Origin of the sequence: Streptomyces sp. 2-1, assembly GCF_048564895.1 — a bacterium.
GTDB classification, from domain to species: Bacteria; Actinomycetota; Actinomycetes; order Streptomycetales; family Streptomycetaceae; genus Streptomyces; species Streptomyces phaeochromogenes.
On sequence record NZ_CP183383.1, the window covers coordinates 9,335,745 to 9,351,329 of the forward strand.

A 15,585-nucleotide genomic window follows, 5' to 3' on the forward strand; every position below is an offset into this window, starting at 1 on the left:
GGAAGCTTGTCGCTCATTCCCCGTCAACTCCCTTGCGGCTCAGTGAGACGGCGACCGCGTCGAGCAGTTCGCCCCAGGCGGCCTCGAACTTGGCGACGCCCTCGTCCTCCAGCTGCCGTACGACCTCGTCGTACGAGATGCCCTGCTTCTCGACGGCCTCCAGGTCGGCGCGGGCCTGGGCGTAGCCGCCGGTCACCGTGTCGCCGCGGATCTCGCCGTGGTCGGCGGTGGCGTTCAGCGTGGCCTCCGGCATGGTGTTGACCGTGCCGGGCGCGACCAGCTCGTCGACGTACAGCGTGTCCTTGTAGGCCGGGTCCTTGACGCCGGTCGAGGCCCACAGCGGACGCTGCTTGTTGGCGCTCCCGCCGAGGGCGGTCCAGCGGTCCGAGGCGAAGACATCCTCGTACGCCTCGTAGGCGAGCCGCGCGTTGGCGAGCGCCGCCCTGCCCTTGAGCGCGAGGGCCTCGTCCGTGCCGGTCTTCGCCAGCCGCTTGTCGATCTCGCTGTCGACGCGGGAGACGAAGAAGGAGGCCACGGAGTGGATGGCGGAGAGGTCGAGGCCCGCGGCCCGTGCCTTCTCCAGGCCGGCCAGGTAGGCGTCCATGACCTCGCGGTAGCGCTCCAGCGAGAAGATCAGCGTGACGTTGACGCTGATGCCGCGGCCGATGACCTCGGTGATCGCGGGGAGACCGGCCTTCGTCGCCGGGATCTTGATCATCACGTTCGGGCGGTCGACCAGCCAGGCGAGCTGCTTGGCCTCGGCGACCGTCGCCGTCGTGTCGTGGGCGAGGCGCGGGTCGACCTCGATGGAGACCCGGCCGTCCCGGCCGCCGGTCGCGTCGTACACCGGACGCAGGATGTCGGCGGCGGCGCGGACGTCCGCGGTGGTCATCATCCGTACGGCCTCGTCGACCGTCACGCCGCGCGTGGCGAGGTCGGCCAGCTGCTCCTCGTAACCCTCGCCCGAGCCGATCGCGGCCTGGAAGATGGAGGGGTTGGTGGTCACGCCCACCACGTGCCTGGTCTCGATGAGCTCGGCGAGGTTGCCGGACTCGATCCGCCTGCGCGAGAGGTCGTCCAGCCAGATGGAGACGCCTTCGGCGGACAGGTTCTTGAGGGTTTCCGCGGTAGCGGTCGCTTCGGTGGTCGCGGTTGCTTCGGTCACAGTGATCATCTTCCTTCGGGCGATCGGATCAACCGCGGACTGCGGCAAGAGATTCCCGCGCGGCGGAGGCCACGTTCTCGGGGGTGAAGCCGAACTCGGCAAAGAGGGTCTTGGCGTCGGCGGAAGCGCCGAAGTGTTCGAGGGAGACGATGCGTCCGTGGTCACCGACGTACCGGTACCAGGTCAGGCCGATGCCCGCCTCGACCGCCACGCGGGCCTTCACGGACGGCGGAAGCACGCTCGCGCGGTACTCCGGCGACTGCTCCTCGAACCACTCGACGGACGGCATCGACACCACACGCGTTCCGACGCCCTCGGCCTCCAACTGCTCGCGGGCGGCGACGGCGAGCTGCACCTCGGAACCGGTCGCGACGAGGATCACGTCCGGGGTCCCGGTGGAGGAGTCGCGCAGGACGTAACCACCCTTCGCCGCCTCGGGGTTGGCCTCGTACGTCGGCACGCCCTGACGGGTGAGGGCGAGGCCGTGCGGAGCCGGGTTCGTGGCGTGCCGCTTGAGGATCTCGGCCCAGGCGATCGACGTCTCGTTGGCGTCGGCGGGGCGCACGATGTTCAGGCCCGGGATGGCGCGGAGCGAGGCGAGGTGCTCGACCGGCTGGTGGGTCGGGCCGTCCTCGCCGAGGCCGATGGAGTCGTGCGTCCAGACGTACGTCACCGGCAGCTGCATCAGGGCCGAAAGGCGGACGGCGTTGCGCATGTAGTCGGAGAAGACGAGGAACGTGCCGCCGTAGATCCGGGTGTTGCCGTGCAGCGCGATGCCGTTCATCTCCGCGGCCATCGAGTGCTCGCGGATTCCGAAGTGGACGGTACGGCCGTACGGGTCGGCCTCCGGCAGCGGGTTGCCCTTCGGGAGGAAGGACGAGGTCTTGTCGATGGTCGTGTTGTTCGAGCCGGCGAGGTCGGCGGAGCCGCCCCACAGCTCGGGGAGCACATCGCCGAGCGCCTGGAGGACCTTGCCGGACGCGGCACGGGTCGCGACGGACGTGCCCGCCTCGAACGCCGGGAGCGCGGACTCCCAGCCCTCGGGGAGCTGACCGGCCACGATCCGGTCGAAGAGCTTGGCGCGCGCGGGCTGCGCGGTGCGCCACTCGGCCAGCTGCTTGTTCCAGGCGGCGTGCGCCTCGGCGCCCCGGTCGAGGGCCCGCCGGGCGTGGGCGAGCACCTCGTCGGCGACCTCGAAGGTCTGCTCCGGGTCGAAGCCCAGGAGGCGCTTGGTGGCCGCGATCTCGTCGGCGCCGAGCGCCGAGCCGTGCGAGGCCTCGGTGTTCTGGGCGTTCGGGGCGGGCCAGGCGATGATCGTGCGCATCGCGATGATCGAGGGGCGCCCGGTCTCGGCCTTCGCCGCGGTGAGCGCCTCGTGGAGCGCGTGCGGGTCGATGTCGCCGCCGAGCGCGGGCTCGATCCGCTGCACATGCCAGCCGTACGCCTCGTACCGCTTCAGTACGTCCTCGGAGAAGGCGGTGGCGGTGTCGCCCTCGATGGAGATGTGGTTGTCGTCGTAGACGAAGACGAGGTTGCCGAGCTTCTGGTGGCCGGCGAGCGAGGACGCCTCGGCGGAGATGCCCTCCTCCAGGTCGCCGTCGGAGACGATCGCCCAGACGGTGTGGTCGAAGGGGGACTCGCCCTCGGGGGCCTCGGGGTCGAACAGGCCGCGCTCGAAGCGGGCGGCCATCGCCATGCCCACCGCGTTGGCGACGCCCTGGCCGAGGGGGCCCGTCGTCGTCTCGACCCCGGCCGTGTGCCCGTACTCCGGGTGCCCGGGTGTCTTCGAGCCGTGCGTGCGGAACGCCTTGAGGTCGTCGAGCTCCAGCTCGTAACCGGAGAGGAAGAGCTGGGTGTAGAGGGTCAACGAGGTGTGGCCGGGGGAGAGGACGAAGCGGTCGCGGCCGGTCCACTCGGGATCCGCCGGGTCGTGTCGCATCACCTTCTGAAAGAGGGTGTACGCCGCCGGGGCGAGGCTCATCGCGGTTCCGGGGTGGCCGTTGCCGACCTTCTGCACGGCGTCCGCCGCAAGCAGACGGGCCGTGTCGACGGCTCGCCGGTCCAGGTCGGTCCACTCAAAGCTGTCAGGTGTCTGCGTGCTCATCTTCAAGAAGTCCTCGGTAGAAGCCCAGTAACTGCTCGGTTGCGTTCAAACTTAAAAGTCTGACTTTTGCCGGGGAAGGTGGCCCTGTGTCAGCCTTTGGTGAAAGTGGGACAACGACTGCGGGACCGAGCCGACGCGAGAGGGACATGGCGGACAGAAGCACCCAAGGTGGTGGCGGCCGTGATGGTGGAGGCCGTGGCGGCGATGGCCGTGACGGTGAGAGCGGCGACGGGATCCGGACCTTTCCCTTTCCCGTCGACCTGAGCGTCTGCGGAGTCGGCATGCAGGTCGGCCCGATGGAGCCCGGCCGGACCTGGCACGCGAACGAGGCGATCGAGCGCGTCCACCGCATCGACTTCCACGTGGTCATGCTCTTCGGGGAGGGCCCGGTCCGGCACATGGTCGACTTCACGGAGTACGAGGTCTCCGCCGGTGAGCTCCTGTGGATACGGCCCGGTCAGGTCCACCGTTTCTCCAGCACGGAGGCCTATCGCGGAACGGTCCTGATCATGCAGCCGGGCTTCCTGCCCCGCGCCACGGTCGAGGCGACCGGCCTCTACCGCTACGACCTGCCGCCGCTGCTCAGGCCCGACCCGGACCAGCTCGCCGGACTCAGGGCGGGCCTCGCCCAACTGGAACGCGAGTACGTCGACTCGACCACGCTGCCGCTCAGTCTGCACACCTCCGTGCTGAGGCACTCCCTGACGGCGTTCCTGCTCCGCCTGGCGCACCTGGCCGCCGGCTCCGCCGACGCGGCACGCGACCAGGACCAGGCCGACACCACCTTCACCCGCTTCCGCGAGGCGGTCGAGAAGGGCTTCGCCACCAACCACAGCGTCAGCGCGTACGCCGACGCCCTCGGCTACTCCCGCCGCACCCTCGTCCGGGCGGTCCGCGCCGCGACGGGCGAGACCCCGAAGGGCTTCATCGACAAGCGGGTGGTCCTGGAGGCCAAGCGGCTCCTCGCACACACGGACATGCCGATCGGCCGCATCGGGGTCTCGGTGGGCTTCCCCGACGCGGCCAACTTCACCAAGTTCTTCCACCAGCACACCGGGGTGGCACCGGCGGCGTTCCGGGCGGAACTGCACTGAGCAATCAGAGGAGTTGGACGAGTCCGGGGAATCGAAGGAGGGGGCGGGCCCGTCCGGCCCGCCCCCTCCTCTCCGACTCGGCTCTCAGCGGGCGAAGCTGAACCAGTTCACGTTCACGAAGTCCGCGGGCTGGCCGCTGGTGAAGGTCAGATAGACGTCGTGCGTTCCGGTGACGTTGCTGATGTTCGTCGGTACGGTCCGCCAGCTCTGCCACCCGCCGGTGTTGGCGAGCGCGAAGGTGCCGATCGGTGCGTTCGTACGGCTGTCGAGGCGGACTTCGACCAGGCCACTGGCGCCGCCCCCCACACCGCTCGCGACCCGGGCGCTGAACTGCCTGGCCGCCGTGGAGCCGAAGTTGACGCCCCGGAAGAGGGCCCAGTCGCCGTTGGCGAGGGCACCGATGTTCTGGCCGCCGCCCGTGTCGGTCGTGGTCTCGGTGATCGTGCCGCTCTGACCGTCGAACGACTCGGCCTGGATCGCGCTGTACGCGTCACGGTTGCCCGTCGGCGGAGGCGTGGTGCCGCCCGCGGACTGCAACACCTGGACGTAGTCGACGACAAGTGGGTTGCCGGGCACGGTGGCACCGTCCGGACCGCCACCGAAGGCGTCGACGAACCCGCCGCCCATCGCCACGTTCAGGATGATGAAGAAGCCGTGGTTCGTGGCGTTCGACCAGGTCGTCGCGTCGACCTGATTCGCCCGTACGGTGTGGTAGTTGATGCCGTCGACGTAGAAACGGATCTCCTCCGGGCTCGTCGAGCGGTCCCACTCCATGCCGTACGTGTGGAAGCCGGCCTGGCAGGTCGCGCCCGGGCAGGCGGTGGAGCCGCCGAGGCCGGTCGTCTCGTTGCAGGGGCCGCCCGGGTTGGTGCCGCAGTGCATCGTGGCCCACACGGTGTTGAGACCCTGGACGTTCTCCAGGATGTCCAACTCGCCGACGCTCGGCCAGTTCTGGTAGTTGCCGCGGTAGGGCGCGCCCAGCATCCAGAACGCCGGCCAGTAGCCGCGGGCGGCGGCGCCCGTCACGTTCGGCATCTGGATACGGGACTGGACGCGCAGCTTGCCACCGGCGGGCGGCTGGAAGTCGGTGCGGTTGGTCTCGATGCGGCCCGAGGTCCAGTTGCCCGCGGCGTCGCGGCGGGGGGTGATCCGGAGGTTCCCGGTGCCGTCCAGGGCCACGTTGTTGGTGCTCGACGTCATGTTCTCGATCTCGCCCGTGCCCCAGTTGGCGGGCCCGCCGGGGTAGCCGTGGCCGGTCGCGTACTGCCAGTTCGAGGTGTTGACGCCGGTGCCGGCCGTGCCGTTGAAGTCGTCGACGAAGACCTGGGTCCAGCCGCTGGGCGGCGCGGGCGCGTCCGCCTCGGCCGCCGATGCTCCGGCCGCCGCCAGGCTGAGCACGCTGACCAGCGCGATGAGCGTGCGCCGGAGTGGACCGCGTCTGACGGGTGTGCCTGAAGTTTCCCTCATGGGTGCCTCTTCGGGTACGGAGTGGGGGTGCGCGGGTGTTTCGGAGGGGGCTCCGAGGTGGTTCGGGGGTGGTTCGGGGGTGGTTCGGGAGTGTGCGAGAGGATTTGAGAGCGCTCTCAACTCAGCCGCGCGGCCAATGTGCTCTTCGGCACTCCGGTCGTCAAGAGATAAAGCAGAGAAAGCCCTTGGAGGGCAGGGGAGTTCACACCGTGAAGGTGGGACGGATCGGACCGCTCAGACCGCTGACACTTCCCGGGCTTCCGGGGCCACGGTCCGGGTCCTGTTCGGTCACGTGTCGGAGAAGGGGCGTGCTCGGGGGCGGAGGGCCGGGGAGTGTGCGGGCATGGCGAGACGCGGGGGATGTCTGATCAACGGGTGTCTGGGGGTGCTGGTGCTCGGTGCCGCCCTGGCCGCCCTCATCGGGGGAGGGACCTATGTCGCCTACCAGCGCGACGAGGACAAGGCGCGCGACCAGGTCGAAGCGGGCGCCGAGCGGGCAGAGGCCGAACTGTCCGGAGCCGCCGAGGACGGCACGCTCCTCGGCACGGAGATCTCCAGGGCCGTACGGGGCGGCGAGGTGCGGCGGCAGGGCCGTGAGGTCACGGTGACCGGCTCGTTCATCGGGCAGGTGAACGGCTGGTACGTCGGCGGCATCTCTGCCCGTGACTGCTACCGCTTCAAGGTCGTCCCGCCTGCCGCCGCCGTGCGGGAAGTGGTCGAGGAGGGGTGTAGCTATGCCCTGAAGGTGACACGCCGGGATCCGGCGGCGGTCGCCGACGACGTGGTCGTGGAACTGCGGTCGGCGGTGGCCCGCGGAGGGGTCGCGGCCGCGGGTACCGCGCAGGTGTGGCAGACCCCGGGCGTCACCGTCGAGGACACCGAGACCGAGGGCGGCCGGCTGACCAGCCTTGTCCGGCTGGACGGCGGCACCGCACAACAGGGCAAGGACTGCTACGAGTTCAAGGCGTCCGAGTCCTCCGTCACCGCCAAGAGGCTGAAGCCGGAGGGCTGTTACGGCCCGATCGGCTGATGGGTACGGTCCCTGTATGTCCGACTCAGCCGAAGTCATCAGCGAGCGCAACGCCGAGGTCGTCCGCCGCTACCTTCGGGTCTTCGAGACGAAGGAAGTCGCCGAGTTCGAAGAGCTCGTCGCCGAGGACGTCCTCGTTCACGGTGCGGGCCTGCACGTCCGCGGCCGACACCATCCCGAGGGATCGGTACTGACTCCGGGGCTGTCCAACTGCCGTGTGCAGGTGGACGACCTCTTCGCCGCTCACGACCGGGTCACCGTGGCCTTCACCCTCACGTACACCCATGACCGCAGCGGCCGGGATCTCACCATGACGGGAGTCAAGTCCTACCGGCTCCGAGAAGGACGGATCGTCGAGTTCTGGGGTGAGACCGACCTCTACGGCCTTCTCCGCCGGGCCGGACTCGTACCCGAGCAGATTCCGCCCTTCTGACCGGACCACGCCCCGGCACCGATCGCCCGGGCGGCCTCAAGCCCCGGCCGCGTCCCTCTCCTTCGCGTCGAGCGCCCGCCGTGCCTCGGCCGCGCGGGCCGAGCGGACGAAAGCGGTGACGGCCGGACGGGACGCCCCCTCGGGCCAGGCCAGGGCGAGACGCGTGGGCGGCAGGTCCGACACCGGTACCGCGGCCACCTCGGGGGAGATCCGTTCGGCGGCCCCCGTACCCACGACGGTGACCAGGCGCCCGAGCGCCACCCGGTCGACGATCTCGTCGAGCCCGACCGGCGGGCACTCGGGCGCGAAATTCGCGTCCTGGCCGAGCTCGGCGACCGTCACCGCGGTGCGCCGGGCCAGCGGATGCCCACGCGGCACCAGCGCGAAGGGCGCCTCCTCGGTCAGGTCGGCGGTCCGCAGCCCGGTGAGGTCGTCGGTGCCGACGCACAGCAGTGCGATATCGGCCCTGCCGTCCCTGAGGGCGGCCGGGCGGTCATGCGTGAAGACGACGTCGTGGCCGCCGACCTCGGAGGAGCGGAGCAGATCGGCGATCAGCCCGGACGCGGTGCCGGGACGTACCGCCATCACCAGCCGGCCGGGCTGCTGCACGCGCTGGGCCCGACGCACGGCCGCGTCGAGCGAGTCGAGCAGCCGTCGGGATTCGTCCAGGAACACGGCACCCGCGTCGGTGAGCGCGACCCGGCGGCTGCTGCGCTCCAGCAGTAGCACCCCCATTCGGCGCTCCAGACGGCTGATCGCGCGCGACAGCGGGGGCTGGGCCATGCCCAGGCGCTCCGCGGCCTTCCCGAAGTGCAGCTCCTCGGCGACCGCGACGAAGTAGTCGAGCTCGCGGGTCTCGAGACGATCCATACCTCCAGGGTATCGACCCTTGCCGGAACCCTCATCGTTCTCGCCCGTTCCCGGTGGTCGACTCGAAACAGCAACAGGAAAGAACTCGCATCAGGAACCCGAAAGGAACGTGCGAACCATGAGCGACGAGCGTAAGGTCCAGGAGGTCCTGGCCCACTATGTCCGTGCCGCCGACCGACGCGACGGCAAGAGCCAGGGAGCCCTCTTCACCGACGACGCGATCGTGGACGTCTTCATCAAGACCGGCCCCGACGCCTACGAGAAGGTCGGCGAGCCGATCGTCGGCGGCGCGGGCGTGGCGTACGCGGTCGACAACTTCATGGCGCCGCACCCCGAGGGCGGCTCCAGTCACCACGTCACGGCGGACCACCTCATCGAGGTCGACGGCGACGAGGCGCACATGAACGCCCACTTCGTGGTCTTCGAGGTCCGCGCCCTCTCCCGCCCGGCCGGCGGCTGGCCCGAGGACGCCTTCGGCGCCCAGGGTATCATCCGGCCCATCGAGTCCGGCTACTACGACACCGACCTGCACCGCATCGACGGCGAGTGGAAGATCGTCCGGCACCGCGTCCTGCACGACATGCCGTACGCGGTCCTGGAGGCCTGAGCGTTGAAGGCCGTCGTGTACCGCCGTTACGGCGGACCTGAAGTCCTTGAGCTCACCGAGCTGCCGGAGCCGAAGACCCACGTGGACTCGGTGCTGATCCGGGTCAGGGCCGCCGGGCTGAACCGCGCGGACGCCGCCATCCAGGCCGGGGCGCTGGACAGCGCCGTGGAGACGTTCTTCCCGGTGGTGCCCGGCTGGGACGTCGCCGGTGTGGTGGAGCGCTCCGGGCCCGGCGCACCCGAGTTCACGCCGGGGGACGAGGTGATCGCGTACGTACGAGGCGACGTGCAGCGTGCGCACGGCGGCTTCGCCGAACTGGTCTCCGCGGACGTGCGCACCGTGGCGCACAAGCCGAGCAGCATGTCCTTCACCGAGGCCGCGGGACTGCCGCTGGCCGCGCTCACCGCCTACCAGGGAGTGGTGCACGCACTCGCGGTGCGGCACGGCGAGATGGTCCTCGTGCACGGGGCTGCCGGCGGCGTGGGTTCCGTCGCCGTGCAGATCGCCCTGGCCCGGGGCGCCCGCGTCGTCGGCGTGGGCGGGGCCGACGATCACGACTACCTGCGCGCGCTCGGCGCCCAGGCGGTCTCCTTCGGCGAGGGCCTGACCGACCGGGTGCTCGGCCTGGTTCCGAACGGTGTGGACGCGGTGTTCGACACGGTCGGCGGCGGTGCCCTCGTCGCGTCGGCGGGGGCCGTACGGTCCGGTGGCAGGCTCGCGTCCATCGCCGAACCCGGCGTCCCCGGCTCCACGGACGTCTTCGCCCGCATGGACCGTGCCGACCTCACCGCGGTCACGGCACTGGCCGAGGCAGGCCTGCTCGCCGTACGGGTCGGCGCGGTCTTCCCCCTGGAGAAGGCCGCCGAGGCACAGCGCGCCTTCGCCGCCGGGAACATCACCGGCAAGGTCGTCCTCGAAATCGGCTGAGCCACCGGCCCTGGTCCTGTCCCGACCCGCCTCCGGTCCGACCGCCACACGACGAAGGCCCCGGTCCGGAGGGACCGGGGCCAACGCTCAGTGCCACGCGGGGAGTTCAGGGCTGCGCCATGACTTCAGCGCTGATTGGTGAGTTCGGGCTCGGCGGCCCGTGCCTCCTCGTGCAGTCCGAACCGGTCATGGGCCCGCCGCAGCCGCTGGGGTGCCCACCAGGCGCGCCGGCCGAGCAGCGCCATGGTCGCCGGGACGAGGAGCATGCGTACGAGGGTCGCGTCGATCAGTACCGCGAGGGTCAGGCCGAGGCCGATCTGCAGGATGGGTGCGAAGCCGCCCGTCATGAAGGCGCCGAAGACGACGGCGAGCAGCAGCGCGGCACAGCTCACGACGCGCCCCGAGCGGCGCAGGCCGGTGACGACCGCCTCCCGTTCGTCGCCCGTCCGCAGCCAGGTCTCGCGCATCCGGGCGAGGATGAACAGCTCGTAGTCCATGGCGAGCCCGAAGGCGATCGCGATGATCAGCGGAGGGGCGGTCAGGCTCAGCGCGCCGAGTTCCTGGGAGCCCAGCACCGAGGCCAGATGCCCGTCCTGGAACACCCAGACCACCACACCGAGTGCGGCACCCAGGCTGAGCAGCGTGGTGACGATGGTCCGCAGCGGGATCAGGACCGAGCCGGTGAAGGCGAAGAGCAGGAGGAAGATACCGCCCAGGACGGTGATGGCGGCCCAGGGGGCCCGGTCGCCGAGCATCGCGCGGAAGTCGACGAGACGGGCCGCGACACCGGTGACCTCGACGGGCTCGTCGCCCCGTATGTCCCGTACGCGCTGGACCAGTTCGGTCGCCTCCTTGCCGTCCGCGCTGCCGCCCGGTCGCAGGTTCAGGACCGTCGTGCCGCCCGGCAGGTCACGGGACTCGGCGCCCGGCGAGAGGGCCCGGATCCGGTCGGCCGTGGCGGGGTCGGTGCCCGGCTTCAGGACCACGGTGACGGGGGAGACTCCGGTGCCCGGCGGGAAGTGGGCCTCCACCGTGTCGTCCAACTGGCGTGCCTCCGTGCTCGACGGCAGCTGTTGGGCGCCCCCGATGTTGATCTTCATGCCGGTGACGGGCAGGGCGAGGACGAGCAGGGCAATGGCGGAGGCCGCTGTCACGACGACCGGACGGCCCGTGGCGAACCGGGCGAGGCGGGCGAAGACACGGCCCTCCTCACCGGCGGGCTTGGTGCGTGCCGGAGCGATCTTTCCGCCGAAGCGGGCCAGCAGCGCCGGCAGCAGGGTGAGCGCGGCCAGCATGTCGACGACCACCACGGCGGCCACGGCGAGACCCATGCTGCGCAGGAACGTGCTGGGGAACACCAGCAGACCGGTGAGGCTGACGGCCACCGTCAGGCCGGAGAAGAGGACCGTGCGTCCGGCGCGGGCCACCGTGCGGTGCACGGCCTCCACCACGTCGTCGGTGGTACGGCGTTCCTCGCGGAAGCGGACCACCATCAACAGCGCGTAGTCCACGGCCAGTCCGAGGCCGAGCATGGTCGTCACCTGGATCGCGTACACGGAGATGTCGGTGAACTGGCTGAAGCCGAACAGTGCCAGGAACGCGCCCGCGATACCGCTGACCGCGACCAGCAGGGGCAGCCCGGCGGCGCGCAGTCCGCCGAAGATGACGAGCAGCAGGACGAGAACGACCGGCAGCGAGATGATCTCCGCGCGGGCCACGTCCTGCTGGGCCCGTTCGCCGAGCTGCTGCCCGAGCAACGGGCCGCCGCTGACGTGGACTTCGGGCGCCTTGATCTCATGGACGCGGTCACTGGCCGTGTCCAGGACCTTCTCCTCCGCCTCGTCGTCGAGGCCGCCCTTCAGCGTCACCGGGATGACGAGGGCCTGCCCGTCCTCCGCGAGGAGACCGGGTGTGTCGTACGGGTCGGGCACGGCCGCGATGCCGGCGGCGTCGCGCAGGTCGGCGACGGCGGCCTCGACCTGGGCGCGCAGCCCGGGGTCGGAGACCGCGGTGCCACCGATCACCGCGGTGATCGACTCACCGACGGGGTCGATGCCGTCGAGGTGCACGGCGGCCCGGTCCGACTCGGTGCCCGGCACGTCCGGCACGGAGTCGCTGAGCCGTCCGAAGACGCCCGTCCCGAGCCCGAAGCCGAGCAGTAGGAAGAGCAGCCAGAGGCCGATCACGGTCAGGGGGCGGCGAGTTGACGCCCTGGCGATGGTGGCTAGCACGGGGTGCCTCCCGGCGGGGTCGGCGGTTCTAGGAGTTGCCCCAGACTCGCGTGGCCCGCCCTGTCCGCGGATCGCCGGTGGGAGCGGTTTCCCCGGATCCCTCGCGCGGGTGAGTGGGTGGGGTGGCTCCGCCGTGCGGGGGATGCGCGGGTGCGGGCGGGTGGGGGTTGCTCGCGCAGCTCCCCGCGCCCCAGCTCCCTTGGGGGCGCGGGGAACTGCGCGGCCGGCACAAACCCACCCGCACCCGACGACCCACCCCGAAAGGTCAGTTCGAACCCGGAGTCACCAACCCCGACTCGTACGCCCGGATGACCGCCTGGACCCGGTCCCGCAAGCCCAACTTGCCCAGGACATTGCTGACGTGAGTCTTCACGGTGTGCTCGCTGACGAACAGCGTCGTCGCGATCTCCGCATTGGAGAGGCCGCGGGCCAGCAGCCGCAGGGTCTCCTCCTCGCGAGCCGTGAGGACGTCGAGCCGCACTGTCGAGGGCGGCGGCGTCGAGGCCTCGGCCCGCCGTCGCTGGATGATGTCGGCCACCAGCCGCCGCGTCACCGACGGCGCGAGCAGCGAGTCGCCGGCCGCGACCACGCGCACCGCGTGCACCAGGTCGTCCCGGCGAACGTCCTTCAGCAGGAAGCCGCTGGCGCCCGCGTACAGCGCCTCGTACACGTACTCGTCGAGGTCGAACGTCGTCAGCATGACCACCCGGCAGCCGGACTGCGCGCAGACCAGCCGGGCCGCCTCCAGGCCGTCCATCCGGGGCATGCGGATGTCGAGCAGCAGCACGTCGGGTGTGTGTCGCTGCACCGCGGCCACCGCCTCGACGCCGTCCCCGGCCTCCGCGACCACCTCGATGTCGGGCTGTGCCTCGAGGATCATGCTGAACCCGCTGCGGACCAGCTCCTGGTCGTCGGCGACCACCACACGGATGCTCACCCCAGGGCCGCCTGCCGGTCGGCGGCCACGGGAAGGCGTACGGCGACCCGGAACCCGCCGTCGGGGCCGGGTCCCGTACGGGCCGTGCCCCCGCAGGCGGCGGCCCGCTCGCGGATCCCGATCAGGCCGTGGCCGGACCCGCCCTCACGCGCGCTCCCGCTACCGCCGCGGTCCGCGGGGCCTCGCCCGTCGTCCGTCACCGTGAGCGTCAACTCGTCCTCCGTCCAGTCGAGTTCGACCCGCGCCAGGGAAGCGTACGCGTGCTTCACGGTGTTGGTCAGGGCCTCCTGGACCACGCGGTACGCGGCGACCTCGGTGTCCGGGTGCAGCGGGCGCGGTTCGCCGGTGGCGTGCAGCTCGACGCGCAGACCGGCGGACTCCGCGACCTGCCGGACCAGGTCGGTCAGGGCCGCCACGCCGGGCTGTGGCAATCGGGCGGAAGTACCGTTCACCGGCTCGTCCTTGAGTACGCCGAGGATCCGCCGCAGCTGGTTCATCGCGTCGCGTCCGGCGGCGGCGATGGCGTCGAACGCCGTCTCCGCGCGCTCGGGATCGCTGCGCACCACCACGGGCCCTGCCTCCGCCTGCACCACCATGAGGCTCACCGCGTGGGCCAGGATGTCGTGCATGTCCCGGGCGATCCTGGCCCGTTCCCGCGCGACGGCCCGCGCGGTGTCGGCGGCCCGCTCCCGCTCCAGCCGGCGGGCCCGGTCCTCCAGCGCCGCCGTGTACGCCCGCTGGAGACGGGCCAGCATCCCGAACCCGTACGCGCTGACGCAGCTCAGCAACTGGAAGGCGTACTCGAAGGGTTGGGCGCCCTCCTTGTGCATCATGGTCAGCGAGACCCCGGCCAGCCAGCCCACCAGCATGAAGCGCCGCTGCCAGGGCGGGGCGATCGCGGCCATCGTGTAGAGCACGACCAGGCCGCCGTACATCACGTCGGGCGGCGGCGCGTGGTAGACCGCCATGACGGGCGTGAACACCGAGACACCGCAGGCCGCCAGGAACGGCGCCCGCCGCCGCCACACCAGCGGCACCGCCGTTCCGGCGCCCAGCACCAACCCCTGCCAGGTGAGGCGGTCGTCGCCGTCGTCGGGGAACATCCACTGCAGCGACGCGGCGAACAGCACCAGCGCGGCGAGCGCGGCGTCGACGACGTACGGGTTGGCCGCACGCAGGCGGGCGACGGCAGGTGAGATCCAGGACCGGACGGACAACCGGACGGACATACGCGGCTCCTCGGGGCAAGGGCCGTCTCAGTATCGGGTGACCGCCGGGCCACGTCCTCACCGGTGAGAGGGATTTCCGAGGCCCGCGTTCCCGGCATGGACCTGTCCTCCCCGAAGGGGGCTCGCCTTTCCGGACTGGGCCCGCCGTCCCGGGAAGGCGAGGCACGCGCGCCGTGTCACAACCGTTCCGGCTGCCACCCCAGCGCCCGAGAGATGCCCCGCGCCGCGAGCCGTACCGCCGGGATCAACGCCGGTGTCTGTGCGTCGCGTTCGGGCACTACGACGGAGACGGCCGCGGCGACCGAGCCGTCGGCTCCGCGGACCGGCGCGGCCACCGAGAGGGCGTCGTCGGTGATCTGACGGGTGCTCACCGCGACGCCCGCGTGCCGGACTTCGGCGAGTACGCGGCGCAGGGTGGCTCCGTCCGTGATGGTGTGCGGGGTGAATCCGGCGAGCGGTCCGCCGCAGTACCTCTCCTGGAAGGCGGCCTCGCAGTGCGCGAGCAGGGCGAGGCCCACGCCGGTCGCGTGCAGGGGCCAGCGGGCGCCCACCTGGATCTTCACGCCGACGGCCGAACGGCCGGAGATCCACTCTATGTAGACGACCTCGGAGCCGTCCCGGACGGCCAACTGCACGTTCTCGTGCGTGGCTTCGTACAGGTCCTCCAGATACGGCAGCGCGATCTGCCGCAGCGCGAGACCGCGCGGGGAGAGCGCCGCGATCTCCCACAGGCGCAGGCCCACGTGGTAGATCCCGGACGCGTCGCGCTCCAGGGCGCCCCAGTCGCTGAGCGCGCCCACCAGCCGGTGGGCGGTGGTGAGGGAGAGCCCGGCCCGGCGGCTGATGTCCGTGAGGGAGAGCGCCGGATGGTCGTGGTCGAAGGCGGCGAGCACGGCCAGGAGGCGGTCGGGGGCGGACGACGCGGTCATCGGCCCGAGCCGGTCATCGGCCGGGCCCGGTCATGAGTAGAGCCCGGTCATGAGTCGAGTTCCGCTTCGGCGATCCGCTGCAGCAGCGTGTGCAGGGTGTCCCGTTCGGCGGGGTCGAGGGGCTTGAGCAGGTCGTTCGTCACCCGCAGACCCGCCTCGTCGGTGTCGCGCAGGAAGGCGCGGCCGTCCCCGGTGAGCACCACGATGCGGCTGCGGCGGTCGTCGGGGGAGGGGCGGCGCTCGGCGAAGCCCAGCTTCTCCAGGTCGTCGACCAGACCGACGATCGCGCTCGGGTCGTAGCCGAGCCGCGAGCTCAGCTCCCGCTGGAGCGCGCCCTCCGAGGTGGCCAGGAACCGCAGCAGCGCGTAGTGCCGCAGCCGAAGCCCCGACGCCTGGAGGAACGTGTTGAACAGCTGCCCCGACCGCAGTCCCAGCCGGTAGAGCAGGTAGCCGGTGTCCGCGTGCAGTCCACGCATCCACGGCTCCTGGGCGTCGATGGCGTCGGGGGGCGTGGCGTGCTGCTGGCCGGTGATGGCGGGCTCCCTGGACCGGGCCCCTGCGG

The 15,585-nt window shown here is 71.3% G+C and carries 14 protein-coding genes; 5 read left to right on the plus strand and 9 right to left on the minus strand.

Translation table 11 applies throughout. From position 1 onward, the window contains the following. Positions 1–13: 13 nt before the first annotated feature. Together tal and tkt are read right to left on the minus strand one after the other, a co-directional pair. The gene (tal, locus tag ACN20J_RS40955) at positions 14–1,174 is read right to left on the minus strand and encodes a transaldolase (RefSeq protein WP_419667902.1); all 1,161 of its coding nucleotides are present in this window, start codon (positions 1,172–1,174) and stop codon (positions 14–16) included. A 19-nt stretch (positions 1,175–1,193) separates the two neighbouring features. Beyond that, positions 1,194–3,269, minus strand: a complete 2,076-nt coding sequence (tkt, locus tag ACN20J_RS40960) for a transketolase (RefSeq protein WP_419667903.1) — start codon at positions 3,267–3,269, stop codon at positions 1,194–1,196. Between the two features lie 146 nt (positions 3,270–3,415). On the opposite strand from tkt, the gene ACN20J_RS40965 reads away from it, so the two are divergent. Beyond that, complete coding sequence (locus ACN20J_RS40965; protein ID WP_190227314.1) at positions 3,416–4,363, plus strand: helix-turn-helix domain-containing protein; 948 nt, start codon at positions 3,416–3,418, stop codon at positions 4,361–4,363. 84 nt (positions 4,364–4,447) lie between these two features. On the opposite strand, the gene ACN20J_RS40970 is transcribed toward ACN20J_RS40965, so the two are convergent. Beyond that, a complete protein-coding gene (locus ACN20J_RS40970) occupies positions 4,448–5,830 on the minus strand; it encodes a glycoside hydrolase family 16 protein (protein WP_190227315.1) in 1,383 nt (460 codons plus the stop codon). A gap of 343 nt (positions 5,831–6,173) precedes the next feature. On the opposite strand from ACN20J_RS40970, the gene ACN20J_RS40975 reads away from it, so the two are divergent. Together ACN20J_RS40975 and ACN20J_RS40980 are read left to right on the plus strand one after the other, a co-directional pair. Beyond that, a complete protein-coding gene (locus ACN20J_RS40975) occupies positions 6,174–6,860 on the plus strand; it encodes a hypothetical protein (RefSeq protein WP_419667904.1) in 687 nt (228 codons plus the stop codon). Positions 6,861–6,876: 16 nt separating this feature from the next. Beyond that, a complete protein-coding gene (locus tag ACN20J_RS40980) occupies positions 6,877–7,293 on the plus strand; it encodes an ester cyclase (RefSeq protein WP_419667905.1) in 417 nt (138 codons plus the stop codon). Between the two features lie 36 nt (positions 7,294–7,329). Here the strand turns inward: ACN20J_RS40980 and ACN20J_RS40985 are convergent, their stop codons facing one another. Next, a complete protein-coding gene (locus ACN20J_RS40985) occupies positions 7,330–8,163 on the minus strand; it encodes a LysR family transcriptional regulator (RefSeq protein WP_419667907.1) in 834 nt (277 codons plus the stop codon). 118 nt (positions 8,164–8,281) lie between these two features. On the opposite strand from ACN20J_RS40985, the gene ACN20J_RS40990 reads away from it, so the two are divergent. Together ACN20J_RS40990 and ACN20J_RS40995 are read left to right on the plus strand one after the other, a co-directional pair. After that, positions 8,282–8,770 carry a nuclear transport factor 2 family protein gene (locus ACN20J_RS40990; RefSeq protein WP_419667908.1) on the plus strand — a complete coding sequence of 163 codons (489 nt, stop codon included), beginning with the start codon at positions 8,282–8,284 and terminating at the stop codon, positions 8,768–8,770. 3 nt (positions 8,771–8,773) lie between these two features. After that, on the plus strand, positions 8,774–9,697 hold the full coding sequence (locus tag ACN20J_RS40995) for an NADP-dependent oxidoreductase (RefSeq protein ID WP_419667909.1): 924 nt from the start codon (positions 8,774–8,776) through the stop codon (positions 9,695–9,697). Between the two features lie 125 nt (positions 9,698–9,822). Here ACN20J_RS40995 and ACN20J_RS41000 read toward each other — a convergent pair whose 3' ends face one another. The 5 genes from ACN20J_RS41000 to ACN20J_RS41020 all read right to left on the minus strand — a co-directional run bounded on the left by ACN20J_RS41000 (position 9,823) and on the right by ACN20J_RS41020 (position 15,499). Beyond that, a complete protein-coding gene (locus ACN20J_RS41000; RefSeq protein ID WP_419667910.1) occupies positions 9,823–11,928 on the minus strand; it encodes an MMPL family transporter in 2,106 nt (701 codons plus the stop codon). 265 nt (positions 11,929–12,193) lie between these two features. Beyond that, a complete protein-coding gene (locus tag ACN20J_RS41005; RefSeq protein WP_055617808.1) occupies positions 12,194–12,865 on the minus strand; it encodes a response regulator in 672 nt (223 codons plus the stop codon). Next, entirely contained in the window at positions 12,862–14,094 is a 1,233-nt protein-coding gene (locus tag ACN20J_RS41010; protein ID WP_419667911.1) for a sensor histidine kinase, read from the minus strand. The genes ACN20J_RS41005 and ACN20J_RS41010 overlap by 4 nt, the downstream gene beginning before the upstream one ends. Positions 14,095–14,270: 176 nt before the next feature. Continuing rightward, positions 14,271–15,023, minus strand: a complete 753-nt coding sequence (locus ACN20J_RS41015) for an IclR family transcriptional regulator (RefSeq protein ID WP_419667912.1) — start codon at positions 15,021–15,023, stop codon at positions 14,271–14,273. A gap of 47 nt (positions 15,024–15,070) precedes the next feature. After that, positions 15,071–15,499 (minus strand): MarR family winged helix-turn-helix transcriptional regulator, encoded by a 429-nt coding sequence (locus ACN20J_RS41020; protein WP_189839763.1) that lies wholly within the window; start codon positions 15,497–15,499, stop codon positions 15,071–15,073. Between the last annotated feature and the right edge of the window lie 86 nt (positions 15,500–15,585).

Excerpts from the sequence above, each read along its gene's own strand:
- ACN20J_RS41020 (WP_189839763.1), bottom strand. The coding sequence starts at position 15,499 with ATGCGTGGACTGCACGCGGACACCGGCTACCTGCTCTACCGGCTGGGA.
- ACN20J_RS40990 (WP_419667908.1), top strand. The coding sequence starts at position 8,282 with ATGAGCGACGAGCGTAAGGTCCAGGAGGTCCTGGCCCACTATGTCCGT.
- ACN20J_RS41015 (WP_419667912.1), bottom strand. The coding sequence starts at position 15,023 with ATGACCGCGTCGTCCGCCCCCGACCGCCTCCTGGCCGTGCTCGCCGCC.
- tal (WP_419667902.1), bottom strand. The coding sequence starts at position 1,174 with ATGATCACTGTGACCGAAGCAACCGCGACCACCGAAGCGACCGCTACC.
- ACN20J_RS40970 (WP_190227315.1), bottom strand. The coding sequence starts at position 5,830 with ATGAGGGAAACTTCAGGCACACCCGTCAGACGCGGTCCACTCCGGCGC.
- ACN20J_RS41010 (WP_419667911.1), bottom strand. The coding sequence starts at position 14,094 with ATGTCCGTCCGGTTGTCCGTCCGGTCCTGGATCTCACCTGCCGTCGCC.
- ACN20J_RS40965 (WP_190227314.1), top strand. The coding sequence starts at position 3,416 with ATGGCGGACAGAAGCACCCAAGGTGGTGGCGGCCGTGATGGTGGAGGC.
- ACN20J_RS40975 (WP_419667904.1), top strand. The coding sequence starts at position 6,174 with ATGGCGAGACGCGGGGGATGTCTGATCAACGGGTGTCTGGGGGTGCTG.
- ACN20J_RS40985 (WP_419667907.1), bottom strand. The coding sequence starts at position 8,163 with ATGGATCGTCTCGAGACCCGCGAGCTCGACTACTTCGTCGCGGTCGCC.
- tkt (WP_419667903.1), bottom strand. The coding sequence starts at position 3,269 with ATGAGCACGCAGACACCTGACAGCTTTGAGTGGACCGACCTGGACCGG.
- ACN20J_RS40980 (WP_419667905.1), top strand. The coding sequence starts at position 6,877 with ATGTCCGACTCAGCCGAAGTCATCAGCGAGCGCAACGCCGAGGTCGTC.